Origin of the sequence: Empedobacter sp. UBA5528, assembly GCF_002426075.1 — a bacterium.
Taxonomy (GTDB): Bacteria; Bacteroidota; Bacteroidia; order Flavobacteriales; family Weeksellaceae; genus Empedobacter; species Empedobacter falsenii_B.
Genome location: NZ_DINY01000005.1, coordinates 106,863 through 123,649, shown reverse-complemented (window position 1 = coordinate 123,649; position 16,787 = coordinate 106,863). Strand labels below are relative to the sequence as shown.

The 16,787-nt window shown below is 33.5% G+C and carries 9 protein-coding genes; 2 read left to right on the top strand and 7 right to left on the bottom strand.

What is annotated here, in order from left to right; genetic code table 11:
• Positions 1–44: 44 nt before the first annotated feature.
• Entirely contained in the window at positions 45–2,459 is a 2,415-nt protein-coding gene (locus B4L98_RS01255; RefSeq protein ID WP_291047720.1) for an alpha-ketoacid dehydrogenase subunit alpha/beta, read from the bottom strand.
• Between the two features lie 180 nt (positions 2,460–2,639).
• Between B4L98_RS01255 and B4L98_RS01250 the strand changes: the two genes are divergently transcribed.
• Positions 2,640–5,321, top strand: coding sequence for a M16 family metallopeptidase (locus B4L98_RS01250; protein ID WP_291077343.1), 2,682 nt, complete (start codon positions 2,640–2,642; stop codon positions 5,319–5,321).
• A 218-nt stretch (positions 5,322–5,539) separates the two neighbouring features.
• Positions 5,540–6,556 (top strand): hypothetical protein, encoded by a 1,017-nt coding sequence (locus tag B4L98_RS01245; RefSeq protein ID WP_038331054.1) that lies wholly within the window; start codon positions 5,540–5,542, stop codon positions 6,554–6,556.
• Between the two features lie 72 nt (positions 6,557–6,628).
• Here B4L98_RS01245 and B4L98_RS01240 read toward each other — a convergent pair whose 3' ends face one another.
• The 6 genes from B4L98_RS01240 to B4L98_RS01215 form a co-directional block, all read right to left on the bottom strand.
• Positions 6,629–8,230: a class I SAM-dependent methyltransferase gene (locus B4L98_RS01240; protein WP_291077341.1), complete on the bottom strand. Its 1,602-nt coding sequence runs from the start codon at positions 8,228–8,230 to the stop codon at positions 6,629–6,631.
• A 127-nt stretch (positions 8,231–8,357) separates the two neighbouring features.
• On the bottom strand, positions 8,358–8,732 hold the full coding sequence (locus B4L98_RS01235; protein WP_422653351.1) for a PepSY-like domain-containing protein: 375 nt from the start codon (positions 8,730–8,732) through the stop codon (positions 8,358–8,360).
• A gap of 260 nt (positions 8,733–8,992) precedes the next feature.
• Positions 8,993–10,381: an alpha-amylase family glycosyl hydrolase gene (locus B4L98_RS01230; protein WP_286495094.1), complete on the bottom strand. Its 1,389-nt coding sequence runs from the start codon at positions 10,379–10,381 to the stop codon at positions 8,993–8,995.
• Positions 10,382–10,406: 25 nt separating this feature from the next.
• Complete coding sequence (locus B4L98_RS01225) at positions 10,407–12,062, bottom strand: alpha-amylase family glycosyl hydrolase (RefSeq protein ID WP_291071909.1); 1,656 nt, start codon at positions 12,060–12,062, stop codon at positions 10,407–10,409.
• A gap of 69 nt (positions 12,063–12,131) precedes the next feature.
• The gene (locus tag B4L98_RS01220) at positions 12,132–14,300 is read right to left on the bottom strand and encodes a glycoside hydrolase family 97 protein (RefSeq protein WP_221853992.1); all 2,169 of its coding nucleotides are present in this window, start codon (positions 14,298–14,300) and stop codon (positions 12,132–12,134) included.
• A gap of 315 nt (positions 14,301–14,615) precedes the next feature.
• On the bottom strand, positions 14,616–16,721 hold the full coding sequence (locus B4L98_RS01215) for a glycoside hydrolase family 97 protein (RefSeq protein WP_219033777.1): 2,106 nt from the start codon (positions 16,719–16,721) through the stop codon (positions 14,616–14,618).
• Between the last annotated feature and the right edge of the window lie 66 nt (positions 16,722–16,787).

Genomic DNA, 16,787 nt, shown 5'->3' with positions numbered 1-16,787 from the left:
TTTTTGAAAAAGACATACGCTTATATAACTCTAAAATTTATTTTTTAGTACAAAGCAGGAAACTCGTTTGGTTTCGCTTCGCGCATTAGTTCATAGACTTGTTCTGTAATATCATCAACAGAAGGTTTTGAAAAATAATCTCCATCAGTCGCATACGCAGGACGGTGAGCTTTCGCTGTAATCGTCAATGGTGCGCTATCTAATGTAAAATATCCACCTTGTTTCTCGATAATTTCTTGTAACAAGAATGCACTTGCTCCACCTGGAACATCTTCGTCAACAATAACTAAACGATTCGTTTTGTTCAAACTTTTTGCAACATCTGCATTGATATCGAAAGGCAATAAAGATTGTGCATCAATTACTTCAACAGAAATACCTAGTTGCTCCAATTCTTTCGCAGCATCCATCACAATTCTCCAAGTAGAACCGTATGTTAATAACGTTACATCTTTTCCTTCTTTTGTAATTTCTACTTCACCTATTGGCGTTGTAAATTCTCCAATATTAGTTGGTGCAGGTTCTTTCAAACGATAACCATTCAAACTTTCTACAACAATTGCAGGCTCATCTGCTTGCATCAATGTATTGTAAAAACCTGCGGCTTTTGTTAAATCACGTGGAACTAAAACATTCACGCCACGAACCAAATTCAAAATTCCTCCCATTGGCGAACCTGAATGCCAAACACCTTCTAAACGGTGACCACGCGTTCTGATAATCACAGGCGCTTTTTGACCTCCATTCGAACGATAAAGCACAGTTGCCAAATCATCAGAAATTCCTTGTAAACAATAAAGGATATAATCTAAATATTGAATTTCTGCAATTGGACGTAAACCACGCATCGCTAATCCAATTCCTTGACCAAGAATTGTTGCTTCGCGAATACCTGTATCCGAAATACGATCGATACCATATTTTGCTTGAAGACCTTCTAAACCTTGGTTTACATCACCAATATTTCCAGCATCTTCACCAAAAACTAATGCCTTTGGATATTTTTCGAAAATTTTATCAAAGTTATCACGAACAATTACACGACCATCTTCTAACGCTGGATTTTCTCCAAACTCAGGTTTTACTTGTGGTACTTGAGTTGCCGTTCCTGAAACTAATTTAGTCGAATAGATTTCTTCTTCGCGCTTCATTTTGGCATCTAACCAAGAAATTAATTCAGCTTTTGTAACTAAATTTTCTGAACGTATTAAACGAATTACTTTACGAACAGCTCCATAAACATCACGTTTGAAAGGACTTTTCTTTGATTTTAGATTACTAATTTCAATGTTGATAAAAGCACCGTTTGCACTTTCTAAAGCAATTTTCGTTAATAATTCTAACGCTTCATTTTTCAAATCCAAAATTGGATTCAAATAATCGTCCCAACATTGTTTTTGAGAAGCTTTTACTTCAGCTTTTACTTCAGCTTCTAATTGATCCAACTCTTCCGCAGAAATAATTGCTTCTGAATGATCTGCAAATGCTAAAATATATTCACGGAATTTTGAGATTCCATCAAAATCTTTTTCCCATGTCAAACGCTCCTCTGATTTATAACGCTCGTGCGAACCAGAAGTCGAGTGACCTTGTGGTTGCGTACATTCTTGCACGTGTACAATACACGGAATGTGATGCTCACGCGCAAATCTTTCTGCACGTGTATACGCTTCAATCAAAGCAGGATAATCCCACGCTTTTACAGTAATAATTTCGTAACCTCTTTCCTCTTCCGTTCTTCCGAAACCTGATAATAATTCAGAAAGATTCGATTTTGTGCGTTGAAATTTAGCTGGTACAGAAATTCCGTAACCATCGTCCCAAATAGAAACAACCATTGGCACTTGCAAAACTCCACCTGCATTTATCGTTTCCCAAAAATGACCTTCAGAAGTACTTGCGTCACCAATTGTTCCGAAAGCAATTTCATTTCCGTTTACAGAAAATTGTTGATCTTCGTCTGATTGAGGAACATTTCTAAAATATTTTGAAGCTTGTGCTAAGCCTAACAAACGTGGCATTTGACCAGCTGTTGGCGAAATATCAGCACTCGAATTTTTTTGTTCTGTTAATTTTTTCCAAGAACCATCTTCATTTAAAGAACGTGTTCCGAAATGAGATGTCATTTGACGACCTCCTGATGAAGGTTCTTTCTCTAAATCTGTTAAAGCGTATAATTGTGCAAAAAATTGTTCAACAGTTAATTGACCAATTGCGAACATAAATGTTTGATCGCGATAGTATCCAGAACGGAAATCTCCATTTTTGAATACTTTTGCCATTGCAATTTGTGGTAATTCTTTTCCATCACCAAAAATCCCAAATTTTGCTTTCCCAGTAAGTACTTCTCTTCTTCCTAAAAGACTTGCTTCACGAGACATAAAAGCCGTCTTGTAATCATTAATGATTTGACTTTTAAACTCTTCGAAAGTAATTTTATTTACCTCTTTTGTTTCCATTTCTTTTGTTTGTTGCATCACAAATTTAACAAAAGATTTGTAACTTACACCATACAATTTGCGTCTAACGAATAGATTATAGAATTGTATCATCCAATTAATAACTATAAAAATAAATACATGAAAAAAACTTTACTGAGTATATGTCTGGTTTTTGCCTTTGCAAATTCACCATACTTAATGGCTCAAACGAAATCTGGAAACGCAACTTTTGTGACGCAAGTAGAAGGAATTAAGGAATACAAACTACCAAATGGATTACAAGTTTTATTAGTCTCTGATCAATCGCAAAGTAATGTTGTAGTAAATATTGTTTACAATGTTGGTTCTAAACACGAAGGTTACGGTGAAAAAGGAATGGCGCATTTGTTAGAACATATGTTGTTTAAATCAACAAAAAACTTAGGTGATATCAAGAAAATGTTATCTGACAAAGGTGGACGTGCAAATGGAACGACATATTATGATCGTACAAATTATTACGAAGTTTTCCCATCAAGCGACGAAAATTTACGTTGGAGTTTGGAAATGGAAGCTGATCGTATGATTAATGCAACCATTAAACAAGAAGATTTGGACAAAGAATTTTCGGTTGTACGTAATGAATTTGAAATTGGTGAAAATGATCCGTCAAGTGTTTTAATGGAACGCGTTATTTCTGCTGGCTATTTATGGCACAATTACGGAAAATCTACAATTGGATCTAAAGAAGATATTGAGCGTGTAAAAACACCACAGTTGCGCAAATTCTACGAAAAATATTATCAACCAGATAATGCAACCTTAATTATTGCTGGAAAATTTGACGAGAAAAAAACGATGGAATATGTGAATCAGTATTTTGCTTCGATTCCAAAACCAACTCGTGTTTTAGACGAAATTTTAACAGTTGAGCCAGCGCAAGATGGTGAAAAATTTGTTGAAGTAAAACGTGCAGGAGATTCCCAATCTGTTGGTGTAATGTATCACGTTGCAGCATATAGCGATAAAGATTATGCAGCAATTGATGTTTTAAATAATATTTTAACTTCAGATCCTTCGGGATATTTGTACAAATCTTTAGTTGACACACACAAAATTGCTTCAATTTGGGCGTATAGTCCAGAAGTTCGTGATGCAAGTTTCTTCTATATCGGAACTGAAATTCCAAAAGAGAAAAACATCGAACAAACGAAAAATGATATTCGTGCAGAATTAGACAAAGTTGCTACAATTAATTATACTGATCAAGATGTACAACGTGCGAAAGCAAGTATTGTGAAAAACATCGAAAATCAAAAAAATAATACGATTAATTATGCCATTGGTTTAACAGAAATTGTTGGTGCGGGTGATTATCGTTTAGGTTTCTTATACCGCGATAATATCGAAAAAGTAACCAAAGAAGATGTAAAACGTGTAGCTGAAAAATATTTTAAAGCGAATAATAGAACAGTTGGAACTTTTATTCCGACAAAAGATGAAATTCGTGTAAAACCAGCTGAATTAACGAATAAACAGATTACAGAATTAGTTTCGAATTACAAAGGTCGTGCAGTTGAGAAAGAAGCAAAACCATTTGAAGCTTCAATCAAAAACTTAAAAGCTCATTATGCAGAAGGAAAATTGAACAATGGTCTAAAATATGGAATCATCGACAAAGAAATTAAAGGTGAAAAAGTAATTCTTTCATTTAATTTACCTGTTTCGAATGAAAAAGATTTGGCAAACAAAGGAATGATCGGTCAATTAACGGCTGAATTGTTAATGTCTGGAACGAAGAATTTAACAAAAGAACAAATCAAAGATCAATTAGATGCTTTAAAATCTTCGGTTGGATTTAGATTTGGAGGACAAAATTTATCTGTAACAATTAATACGTACAAAAATTCATTAGACAAAACAATGGATATCGTGCGTCAAATCATTACAGAACCAACTTTTCCTGAAGCTGAATTAGCAAAATCTGTAAATGAATACACAACATATTTAGATGCAAATACAAACGATCCGCAAGCATTAGCCTTCAACGAAATTAGTCGTTTAACATCTAATTATCCTAAATCTTCTATTTTTTATACAGCTTCTTTTGCTGAAACAAAAGATGATTTAAAGAAAATCAAACAAGCTGATTTAGTTGATTTTTATAAAAATATTTTAGGTGCACAAAATGGTGTTGTTTCTATTATTGGAACAAATGACAAAGCGAAAGTTGAAAAATTATTAAACGATACTTTTGGTAAATGGAATAGCAAATCGAAGTACGAAAAAGCGTATCCAACTTTTACAGCAACGAAAAAAGAGGATAAACTTTATAACATTCCAGACAAAGAAAATGCTGCTGCAGTTGGATCAATTAACTTCAAAATGAATCGTGAAAGTGCTGATTACGCCGCAATGGTTATGGCAAATGAAATGATTGGAAGTGGAGGATTTTTATCTGCTCGTATTCCAATGCGATTAAGAGAAAAAGAAGGAATCAGCTATGGTGCAGGTTCATATGTTTCGATTCCAAACGATCCTAAAAACGATGTAGCTTCTTGGGGATATTATGCATTTTTAAACCCTACAAAACGTGAAGCAGTTGAAAAAGCATTGAAAGAAGAAGTTGCAAAAGCATTGAAAGATGGTTTCACAGCGGACGAATTGAAAACAAATATTGTAAGTTGGAAAAACGGTCGTACAACTTCTTTGGGAACTGACGGAACTTTGTTAGGCTTATCGAATGGTTATTTATTGAATGGAATTACGTTTGATGAATTTGATAATTTAGAGAAAAAAGTAGATGCTCTTAATGTAAACCAAGTAAACGAGGTTTTCAAAAAGTACATTTCTTTAGATAAATTAACTTCTGTTTACCCAGGAACTTTTGATAAAAAGTAAATACAATTCATATTAATTAAAAAAAAGCTTCAGAATAATCTGAAGCTTTTTTTATGATTTATTTAGAATAAGAATCTGCATAATTATTCATTTTCGGTCTAAAATGTGAAAAAATTTGTTAAAAAATCCTCATTTTAACATCATACTAAGTTTTTGGCATCATAATTTCTTAACACTAAAAACAATAAAAAAACAATTAACCTTAAATAATAGTTCATATGCAAGGATTAGAAGAAAACAATCAACCAACAAACAAAGGAAAAAACGGTTTAGTAGTTCCTTTGGCATTAGTCGGAATCTTATTAGCAGGAAGTGTAGGATATAATATTTATCAAGCAAATCAGATCGGAAATCTTGAAAAAAATGAATCTTTAAATTCTCAAATCCTTAAAAACGAAACAGGTCAAAAGGATCAAATTCGTAAACAATATGATTCGATTTTAAACGACTATACACAATATAAAGCACGCATCGAAGATCGTAACAATTTATTGAGCGATAAAGAAAATATGATTCAGTTAAAGAATCAAGATATTCAAGAAATTTTAGATAAAGACAATCCAACTGCAGAGGAAATGAATCGTGCTCGTAAAATGATTAACGATTTAGAAGGAAGTGTAAAAAATTACAAATCTGAAGTTGCTCGTTTACAAAAAGAAAATGCAATTCTTGTACGTAGTGTTGACGAATTAAATAATAAAAATTCTGCTTTAACAACAGACAACAACAATTTAAGAGAAAACAATAAAGAGTTAACATATAACTACGAAACAGAAAAAAGTGTTCGTCAAAAAGACAATGCAATTTCGAAAGGAAAGATCAATGAATTAAGTTCAACTTTATCTGTTTCTAATCAACAAATCAAAGGAATTCGTGTAAGAAATAGCGGAAAAGAAGTTGAAAAAACACGTGCAAAACGTATTGATAAAATTCGTGTTTCTTTTGATGTAGATCGTAATTCGAGAACAGAATCTGGAGACAAAAAATTATATGTTGCTATCTATAATCCTGACGGAACATTAGGAAGATATGGAAATGCGCAAGGCGGACAAATTGAATTGAGATCTGGAGATACAGTTAATTTCTCTGATGCAATCAACTTTAATTACACAAACGGACAAACAAAAAATATTACGTTTGATTGGGAAAACGAGGAATTCCAAAAAGGAGTTTACACGTTCAATGTTTACGAAAATGGATTTAAGATTAGTCAAGCAAAAATAACCCTAAACTAATTATTGACACAAGACTAACCAAGAAAGCTCAGCAATTGCTGAGCTTTTTTGATTTAATATATCTTTTAAATATTATCGTTTCAAAAGATTGATACTAACAGTTGCCAATTCACTGTTTGGATATTTTTTGAACAATGTTTTATCTGGAACTAAACCAGTTTCTTGACAAATTCGATGAAAAACATCGACTTCTACAATATATTGATCCGAAAATCCATGCGTTGCATCATACGCTGTTGCAGGTGTATTTCCTAAATTCTCCGCCGTTAAATCTGGAGCAATTGTATGTAATTCGATCAATAACAATCCAAATTTATCTACATAAGGTGCCCATTTTTTGAGATGATTCAATAAATTTTGTTCCACATCATTATTTGACAATCGTTTTCCTCTAAATGCAAAAGCTCCAGTAGAAGCACTAATTCGATTTGTTTTGACATCTTCTACATCTTCCCAAATTCGATTATGATCTAAAAATGTTCTAATGTTTAATAAATCACTCAACTCTATTGAATAATCATTTTTCAAATCTGTTGCCAAACGATCTGGATCACCAATATCGCCCCAAATCACTTTTGCCCAAATATCATTTTTAATTAAATTGGCACGCGTTACTTTCAACGCTGCTTGATTATAATCTGCACCAACCAAAAAAAGTGGATATTCGTCGAGATGTTTTCCGCGTAAAGTTTGACGTTCTATCACATCATACAAATGTTGCAAAAGCGCTCCATTCCCGCATCCCATATCCAAAATCCCTTTCGGTTGCTCTTCTATCGGGCGATTAAAAATATCTACAATAAACTCATCAATCACCTTGAAATAAGTGGAATGCGCTCCTCCACTACCCCAAACATTCATTTCGCGATTCACATGTTGCTCATCTTCACCATCGGTAATTTCACGCAATTTTGTTGGTGAACCGAAAAGCAAATCATTCAACTTCCCAAACATTGGCAAAAAAGAAACTGTAACGCCATACGATGTTGCACGACGCGCAAAAAACAGTCCTATTTCGGTGAATTTATAGTTTTTTTCGTGTTTTGTAAACCAACCTAATTCGGTTAATCGTTCCAAAATTTTCTCGAACGTTTGTGGATTTTTGTGAAATTCATCTGGATTGAAAGAAGCTTCCATAAAGTATTTATGAAACAAACCACTCATTCCCATTCGCACAATAATTGGTCCAACCAAAACGCCTTCGATATGTTTGGTAATTTGATAATGCAAAGGTTTTTCAAGAAACTCTTCGTCGTCAGCAGTCATCAAATAAGTTTTATATTTATCAAATAATTTAATCCATTTTTTACAAAATTCATCCGAAAAATCATGTTGATTAATTACTTCATTTTCTGCCAAAAAAACAGCTAAATCATGGTAAATATCAACATTAGTAAATGCGCGATCTGAATATTTATTGGTTTGAATCTCGACGCTATTTTCTGCATTATTCACTGAATATTCTAACATATTCTGCGAAGCCAACACACGCAAAGCAACATTTAGATAACCTTCGTTTGCCTGAAATTCGTTTGTCAATTCTTCTAACTGTATAGTTTTGTGCTCGACAATGTAATGCAAAGCTCCTTTTTTAGCCAAAGCGCTTAATACCGGAGCCGTTACCAAACCATCGAGATGTCTAAAAATTAGCGATCTCAAATATTTTTTATCCATTTTGGTTGATTTTTTCTACTATAAATATATTGAAAATTGCGAAAAGTTGATGTGAAGGTTATTGTAAATTTTAAAAATCAGAAATAAAAAAAACCTCATCTATTGATAAGGTTTTTGATGTATGTGATTAATCAATTTTGATAAAATTACCATTCAAATCAAATTTCAAATCGACATTATTTTGTAACAATTCTACTTTTATTTCTTTGTCTTTTGTATCCATTTCAATTGATTTCGCATCGATTTTAGGATATTTTGATTGAAGATATTTTTGAATATTATCTGGGAAAAATTTAATCGGAATCGCTTTTCCTAAACCATTTTTCACCTCCTTCCAATCACCATTATCTGTAAATTCTATTTTTGTTCCGTCTTTCAACTGAATATTATATGTTGTGATATTGCGTTCAACTTCTTTTATCGCATTCACAAACTCCATATTACCAAAGTTTTTCGAAACAAAATTTTGTGCATTAATAGGTAAACTATTTGCTGAAATCACCGTTTCATTTGGATCAATATTTACCGTTTTTTGTTGACCATTATCTTGNNTCCGAAACAATTGGCTGTTCTGCAACTTCAGATTTACTTGTGATAACTTCTGAGTTTTCTGTTTTCTTCGATTCACACGAAGAGAAAACTAAGCTTAAAATGGCGGCTGTTGATAAAATTATTTTTCTCATGATTTGGATTTTAAACGTTTATCAACAAGCATTATACCATAAAAAAAGCTGATTAAAAATTTAACCAGCTTTTAAGAATTTATTTTTTCTTCTGAACTAAAATCAGGTATTCCCAAGGTTTTAATTTCAGTTTTGTTGTTGCATCAAATGTAACATCTTCGTTGTTCATAAAGTTTTTGTACACACCATTAATTGGAACTATAATTTCTTTATTTGCTTTCGTAAAATTCGCAATAAAATAAGCTTCTGTCGTATTTTTATGACGTTTGAACGCTAAGATAGATTTATCATCAGATGTTTTCAAACGTTCGTAAGAAGCCGCTTTTTTCGCTCCATTAAATGCTTCATTTGTGATTTTAAGTTCTCCTAACTTTTCATAAACGCCACGCATTTTTGCTGTTGGATTACGATCAATAGAATCTTTGACAAAGAATTTTAAACGACGATTAAAATCTTCTTCTTGTCCATTATAAATCAATGGAATTCCAGGTAAAGTATACGTTAATGCAGCAAATGTTTCTACCGCATCACCCATTCTTTCGTATTCAGTTCCAGCCCAAGAATTTTCGTCATGATTTGATGTGAATAATAATTTGTAATCGTCCGCTTGCCATTTTTTCGGAATCGAATCCATGTACGCATCAATCGCAGAAACGTTTTTCTTACCTTTTGCAATATCATTCATGATATGATGAATTTCCCATCCGTAAGCGGCGTCAAATGCATTATTTGCTAATAAATCTGGTTTCTCCGTTTCAGCTAACATAAAAATTTCGCGACCATTTGCCAATTGCGGTTTTGCTTCATTCCAAAAATCTGTCGGAACTTCGTGCGCCATATCACAACGGAAACCATCAATTTTGAAATCATCTAACCAATATTTCATATCGGCAATCATCTGTTTGCGCATTTCTTTGTTATCGAAATTTAACGCCACAACATCCGACCAATCGTAAGGAGAATGCATTTTTCCGTTCTTATCTTGTTCATACCAATCAGGATGTTGTTTTACCCAAGGATGATCCCAAGCCGTGTGATTCGCAACCCAATCCAAAATCACATAGATTCCGTTTTTGTGCGCCTCATCAACTAATTTCTTAAAATCTTCGGCATTTCCAAATTCTGGATTGATTCCTCTATAATCTTTGATCGAATAATACGAACCTAAACCTTCTTTTCGATTTTCTTCTCCAATTGGGTAAATGGGCATAATCCAAAGGATTTTAACCCCTAATTTCTTGATATTCGAAATCTCTTTTGTAACCGCTGCAAAAGTTCCTTCTGGTGAAAACTGACGAACATTCACTTCATAAATCACAGAAGTTTCTGCCATATCAGCCGTAAAAGGCAAAATGCTTTGTTCTTTCCTTTCAGTTTTAACGTCTTCTGACTTTGTTTCTTTTTTGCTTTCACAACTTGTTAAAAACAAAGTTGTCATCAAGGTTAAACCAACTATTTTTTTTATCATTTTTCTTCTATTACTTCTCAAAAAACTAATTCACTTTTTCCAATAATACAATATTGGAAGTCGTATTCAATTCTAAATTTCCGTTCACAACTTTTCCAGAAAAACCTGAATAAGCATCGCGAACTTTGGTACCATCTTTCCAAACAGAACTTACATTAATTGTTTTTTTTTCAATTGGCATTTCCAAACCAATCACCACTTCGTCTGTCTTATATTTTCTTGTAAAAATATACGGAGAATTTTGCAAATCTGTTTGATTTCCTGCTCCAACCGCTGGATGATTTCGTCTAAATTGTCCTAATTTTTGGTAATGATTCAATAATGATTCCGTTTCTGAATTTGGTTTAATATCTTCCCAGTTCATATTCGAACGAAGATTTGCATCTCCATCAACACCTTCAATCTCTAACGGACGAGCCGTTTCGTCTCCATAATAAATTTGCGAAATCCCTGGCGCCAATAACAATCGAGTTCCTGCATCCCAAGTATTTTGACGATTTTTATCAAAAGGCGAACCGTCATCGTGCGAGGTAATGTAGCTCATCACAGACTTTCCTTTCATCTTATTTTGAAGAATATCATTGTATCGATCAAAAACAGTTTGATTAGATTCTTTTTGAGTTGAACGCAAATCGAAATTGATTAATGCATCAAATCCATTCTCGAAATAATTAACTGTTTTATCAGGAAAATTATATTGCTGACCATCATTAATCGAATATCCATAAACTTCTCCTAACAAGAAAAACTTATTTTGATCCAATACTTTTGTAGGATTATTCGTTTTATATTCTGCGAAAGCATCTTGACAAATTTCTTCGAATTTCTTCCAAACATTTTCTTCCGTATGTTTCACCGTATCGACACGATAACCATCAATTCCATACTTTCTAATATAATCTGAAAGCCATTTCATAATATAATATTTCGGTGCTTTTGGAAGATTATATTTCGCGAAAAAAGCATTCAATTCAGCAACTTCTTTGTCTAAACGACCTTCTTGCGACCATTTTGCTAACAATTGCGGGGGCAACATCACATCATTTTCTGATTCCGTTAAAATGTCTGGAAGATTTTTTACCAACGTACATTCAATCGTCGTTTTGTAAGACTCATAAGTACATTGTGGCGAAACACGAACCCAATCAGCAGGAAACACACCATCCGAATTTGTAACTGGACCTGTGTGATTAATCACCGCGTCCAACATAATACGAATGCCTTTCGCATGTGCTTTGTCTACTAATTCCTGTAACTCTTTTTCAGTTCCCCAGTTTTTATCAATCGACGTCCAATCTTTTGTCCAATAACCGTGAAATCCATATGTTTTTCCTTGTCCTTCATCAACATATCCATGAATTTGCTCCACAATCGGTGTCATCCAAATCGCATTAACTCCTAAATCTGAAAAATAATTATCTTCGATTTTATTGATTACCCCACGAAAATCTCCTCCTTCAAAACCTCTTAATTTAGATGTTTTAGCAGTTCTCCCGTAATTAACATCATTCTTTTTATCTCCATTCTCGAAACGATCGGTCAATAAAAAATAAATATTTGCACCATTCCAAACAAATAGTTGTTTTTCTGAATGATTTGTCTGCGTAGCTTGTGTTGTTGTTTTTGAACAAGAGCTTAAAAACAATGAAGCTATTCCTAACGTGAAAAGTATTTTTTTCATACTAAAAAGCTTTGAGTAGTAAGTTTTGAGTATTGAGTAACAAGTTTCTCAATACTCATCACTCATTACTTATTTAATTTCTTTGATACTAATTGCAAAACCTCCACCAGCTTGAGATGTTAAATCTAAAACAGATTTTGAATCAACCTTTTTTGTTTCAATTTTATAGGCTTGTGGATTTGTTTTGTAATGCGCATCTTTTGCATCTGCATAAATTTTCGCTTCGTATTTTTTTCCTTTATCTAAGAAATCTAATTTAATTTTTGTTGAACGAGGCGTTTCACCATTTACATTTCCAACAAACCAATTGTTCGAATTTTTATCTTTACGCGCAATTGTTAAATATCTTCCTGGTTCAGCTTCCAAATAATTAGAATCTTGCCAATCTACAGGCACATCTTTGATGAATTGAAATGCATCAGAAAATTGTTTGTAATGCTCGATAATATCAGCAGCCATTTGTAAAGGAGAATACATTGTCACGTATAAAGCCAACTGATTTGCAATCGTAGAATTAACGTGAGAATGATTGTTTGGATTTAATTTTTTCACATCCATTTCGAAAATACCAGGCGTGTAATCCATTGGTCCACCTAATAGACGTGTGAAAGGTAAAACCGTTACGTGATTTGGTTTAGAACCACCGAAAGCTTGGTATTCTGTTCCACGTGCAGATTCGTTTCCGATTAAATTTGGCCATGTACGCGCAACTCCTGTAGGACGAACCGCTTCGTGTGCGTTGACCATTATTTTATAATCAGCCGCTTTTTCGATTGCATATTGATAATGATTAATTGTATTTTGGCTGTAATGATAATCTCCACGAGGAACGATATCACCAACATATCCACTTTTTACAGATGTATAACCATTATCGTTCATGAATTTATATGCTTTATCCAAATGTCTTTCGTAATTACGAATTGATCCCGAAGTTTCGTGATGCATCATAATTTTTACACCTTTTGATTTTGCATATTCATTTAATGCTTTTACATCAAAATCTGGATAAGGCGTTACAAAATCGAACACATAATCTTTGTGATTTCCGAACCAATCTTCCCAACCTTCGTTCCAACCTTCTACCAATACCGCATCGAAACCATGTTTTGCAGCAAAGTCAATGTAATTTTTTACATTTTCGTTATTAGCCGCATGTTTTCCATTTGGTTTTGCGTTTTTATAATCCGTTATTCCTAATTGCACTGTAGAAAAATCGTCTGTATAAGCCCAAGAACCACGACCTGTAATCATTTCCCACCAAATACCTACATACTTCACTGGTTTGATCCATGAAGTATCTTCAATCTTTGATGGTTCATTTAAATTATATACTAATTGTGGCCCTTTAAACGCAATATCTGCCGCATTATCACTTGCAATAACTGTTCTCCAAGGTGTATTAAAAGGCGCTTGTAAATATCCTTTATCACCTAAGGCATCAGGCGTTAACCACGATTCAAATACTAAATTTTTATCGTTTAAATTTAGATTCATTGCTGGATAATTGATTAAAGCTGCTTCATGAATGTTGATGTATAATCCATTCTCAGCTTTCATCATTAATGAAGTCTGAACTCCTGTTTTAGAAAATGATTTTTGTGATGCATTTCCAGTATAGGCTTGATCAAATAATCCTCTAATTTCTGATAACTTTGATTCTGTGTAATCATATTCTTGCGTATCATAGTCACCCGGAATCCACCATGTTTTGTGATCTCCTGCCATAGCAAATTGAGAATGCTCTTCTTTTATCACAAAATATTTTAAATTCTTTTGCTCAGGAAATTCGTAACGGAATCCTAAACCATCATCAAATAATCGGAATCTAATCACCATTTGACGATCTGTTTTCGGTTGAGAAACTGTAACTGCTAATTCGTTAAAATTATTTCTGATTTTAGCTACTTCTCCCCAAACTGGTGTCCACGTTTCATCAAAAGTTGAAGTCTTTGTATCTACGATTTGAAAACCAGATACAAAATTTGTAAATGCATTTTTATCTCCGACTTGATTTTCCCATTCAAAACTCATTTGATTGTTCGCTTTAAATTCGAATCCTAAAGTTGAAGGTTTGATGACATCTTTCCCTTTGTATTTTAATTGATACGTTGGTTTTCCATCTTTCGATAAAGAAAAATCTAATTTGAAATTTCCATTTGGTGATTTCAATTCTTGACCGTAAACGACGCTCATCATTGAAATTCCTAACGCTATAATTGATTTTAAGTGTTTCATTATAATTTGTTTATTTTTTATATCTATATTTTTTTGTCTTTTTGAGATTGCCGAAGAATTAATTCTCCAATATTCTTTTCTTGATAAAAAAGTATTCAAATTGTCAAGCTAAATTTATTTCAGCTTCTCATCATCTTTAATTTGATCCTGCACTTCGACTTCGCTCAGTGACCTATTCAAGATTACTTTAAATAACATTCTAAGCTTATCAAAGAAGCTTAAAAATACACTTCGACAAGCTCAGTGTGACAATTTATTAATGAGAATTGAAAGAAGTTCTACGTAAAACGTATCACGTAGAACTTAAAACATTTTCTACTTTATTGGAAAAATCGAAATTGCTGTTCCTCCACTCGCCGCTAAATTCAATTTCAGTTTTGATTTTGAATTTACTTTTACTTTTTTGATGTCGTATGCTTTTGGATTTTTATCCCAATGTGCATTTTTCGCATCTTGGTAAATTGTTGCTTCGTAAGTTACTCCAGGCGTTAAGAAATCTAATTTAATTTCAGTTTTTCGAGGATTTTCATCTGTAATCGCACCTACAAACCAATTCTCCCTTCCTTTTGCTTTACGCGCTACTGTTAAATAATCACCAGGCTCAGCTTCTAAGTATTTTGTATCGTCCCAATCCACTGCCACATCTTTGATGAATTGGAAAGCATCGGCATACTTCTCGTAGTTTTCTGGTAAATCGGCAGCCATTTGTAACGGAGAATATAACGTCACATATAAAGCCAATTGTTTCGCTAAAGTGGTATGCACTTTTGTATCACGACCAACATTATACACTTTCATTTCTGTTTCAAAAATACCAGGCGTATAATCCATAGGACCACCTAACTGACGTGTGAAGGGTAGAATGGTTTCGTGCGCTGGAGGATTTCCATAACTCCATGCATTAAACTCGTTTCCTCTCCCTGCCTCAGCAGCAATATAATTTGGATACGTACGGTGATAACCCGAAGGACGAGAACTCTCGTGTGTATTGACTAAAATTTTATTTTCAGCGAAACGCTCTACCGTCCAATTGAAATGATTGACCATTGTTTGTCCATCGTGATATTCTCCTCTTGGAATGATGCGACCAACATAACCTGTTTTTACTGCAGGATATTCGTAATGTTTCATTACCTCCATTGCACGGTCAAAACGACGTTCGTAGTTGGCTACTGAACCAGAAGTTTCGTGGTGCATAATCATTTTTACACCTTTTGATTTTGCATAAGCAGAAATTTCTTTGATATCGAAATCAGCATAAGGTGTTGTGAAATCGAAAACATCTTCTTTCCAGTTCCCATACCAATCTTCCCATCCTTCATTCCAACCTTCCACTAAAACTCCGTCGAATCCGTGTTTCGCTGCAAAGTCGATGTAACGTTTTGTATTTTCTGTAGTCGCTCCGTGAGGAAATTTAATTGCCTCCTGTCCGACTTGGTTTTGTGCGTTTTGAGTTCCTTGACGATCCCACGTTGATTTCCCAACGTGCATTTCCCACCAAATTCCGACATATTTCATTGGTTTAATCCAAGATGTATCTTCAATTTTTGATGGTTCATTTAAATTTAAAATCATTTGAGGACCTTTCCCTACGATATCTCGGGCATCATCTGATACCATTATTGTACGCCAAGGTGTGTTGAAAGGCGCTTGTAAATAAGCTAAATCTCCAATTGCGTTTGGTGCTAAATGCGATTTGAATTGATAGGAGTTTTTATCAAATTCTAAATGCATTACTGGATAATTAACCACTGCAGCTTCGAAAATATTTAAGTAAATATTATCCGAAGTTTTCATTTGTAATGGCGTTTGAACTGAATTTGGTTTCCCAATTGATTTCACTCCAATCCCATTATTCATATCAATTTTACTGTGATCGATTCCTGAAATCTTCGATTCGATGTATGTATATTCTTGTGTATCGAAATCACCAGGTAACCAAAATGTTTGATGATCTCCTGTTAAATTAAATTGTGTTTTTTCTTCTTTTACGACAAAGTAATTTAAGTTTTGTTGCTTCGGAAATTCATAGCGAAAAGCTACACCTTCATCAAAAACTCGAAACGTAACATTTACATTTCGGTTAGTAGAAGTTTGCGTTAATTGAAACGTACCTTCGTTATGAATATCTTTAATTTCTTTGTATTCTCCTAAAACAGGTTGCCAAGCATCATTTACTGATTTAGTCGTATAATTTGTAACTGTAAATCCGTTTTCTAAAGCTTCTGCATCTTTTAAAATGAAACCTAATGTTGAAGGTTTTACAATTTCTTTTCCTTTATAAGTTACCGAATACGATGGTTGACCATTAGCTGTTAATTCGAAGTTAACTTTTACTTCCTTTGATGGCGATTCAATGATTTGGGCATTTAATGCGCCTATGGCAAGTAAAGTAAATATAGTTGTTGTTAATTTTTTCATTTGCTTTTTACGTTGTACGTGATATGTTTTACGTTATACGATTTTGTTATTCTGAGCTTTTTAAGA

Excerpts from the sequence above, each read along its gene's own strand:
- B4L98_RS01255 (WP_291047720.1), bottom strand. The coding sequence starts at position 2,459 with ATGGAAACAAAAGAGGTAAATAAAATTACTTTCGAAGAGTTTAAAAGT.
- B4L98_RS01250 (WP_291077343.1), top strand. The coding sequence starts at position 2,640 with ATGGCTCAAACGAAATCTGGAAACGCAACTTTTGTGACGCAAGTAGAA.
- B4L98_RS01245 (WP_038331054.1), top strand. The coding sequence starts at position 5,540 with ATGCAAGGATTAGAAGAAAACAATCAACCAACAAACAAAGGAAAAAAC.
- B4L98_RS01240 (WP_291077341.1), bottom strand. The coding sequence starts at position 8,230 with ATGGATAAAAAATATTTGAGATCGCTAATTTTTAGACATCTCGATGGT.
- B4L98_RS01230 (WP_286495094.1), bottom strand. The coding sequence starts at position 10,381 with ATGATAAAAAAAATAGTTGGTTTAACCTTGATGACAACTTTGTTTTTA.
- B4L98_RS01225 (WP_291071909.1), bottom strand. The coding sequence starts at position 12,062 with ATGAAAAAAATACTTTTCACGTTAGGAATAGCTTCATTGTTTTTAAGC.
- B4L98_RS01220 (WP_221853992.1), bottom strand. The coding sequence starts at position 14,300 with ATGAAACACTTAAAATCAATTATAGCGTTAGGAATTTCAATGATGAGC.
- B4L98_RS01215 (WP_219033777.1), bottom strand. The coding sequence starts at position 16,721 with ATGAAAAAATTAACAACAACTATATTTACTTTACTTGCCATAGGCGCA.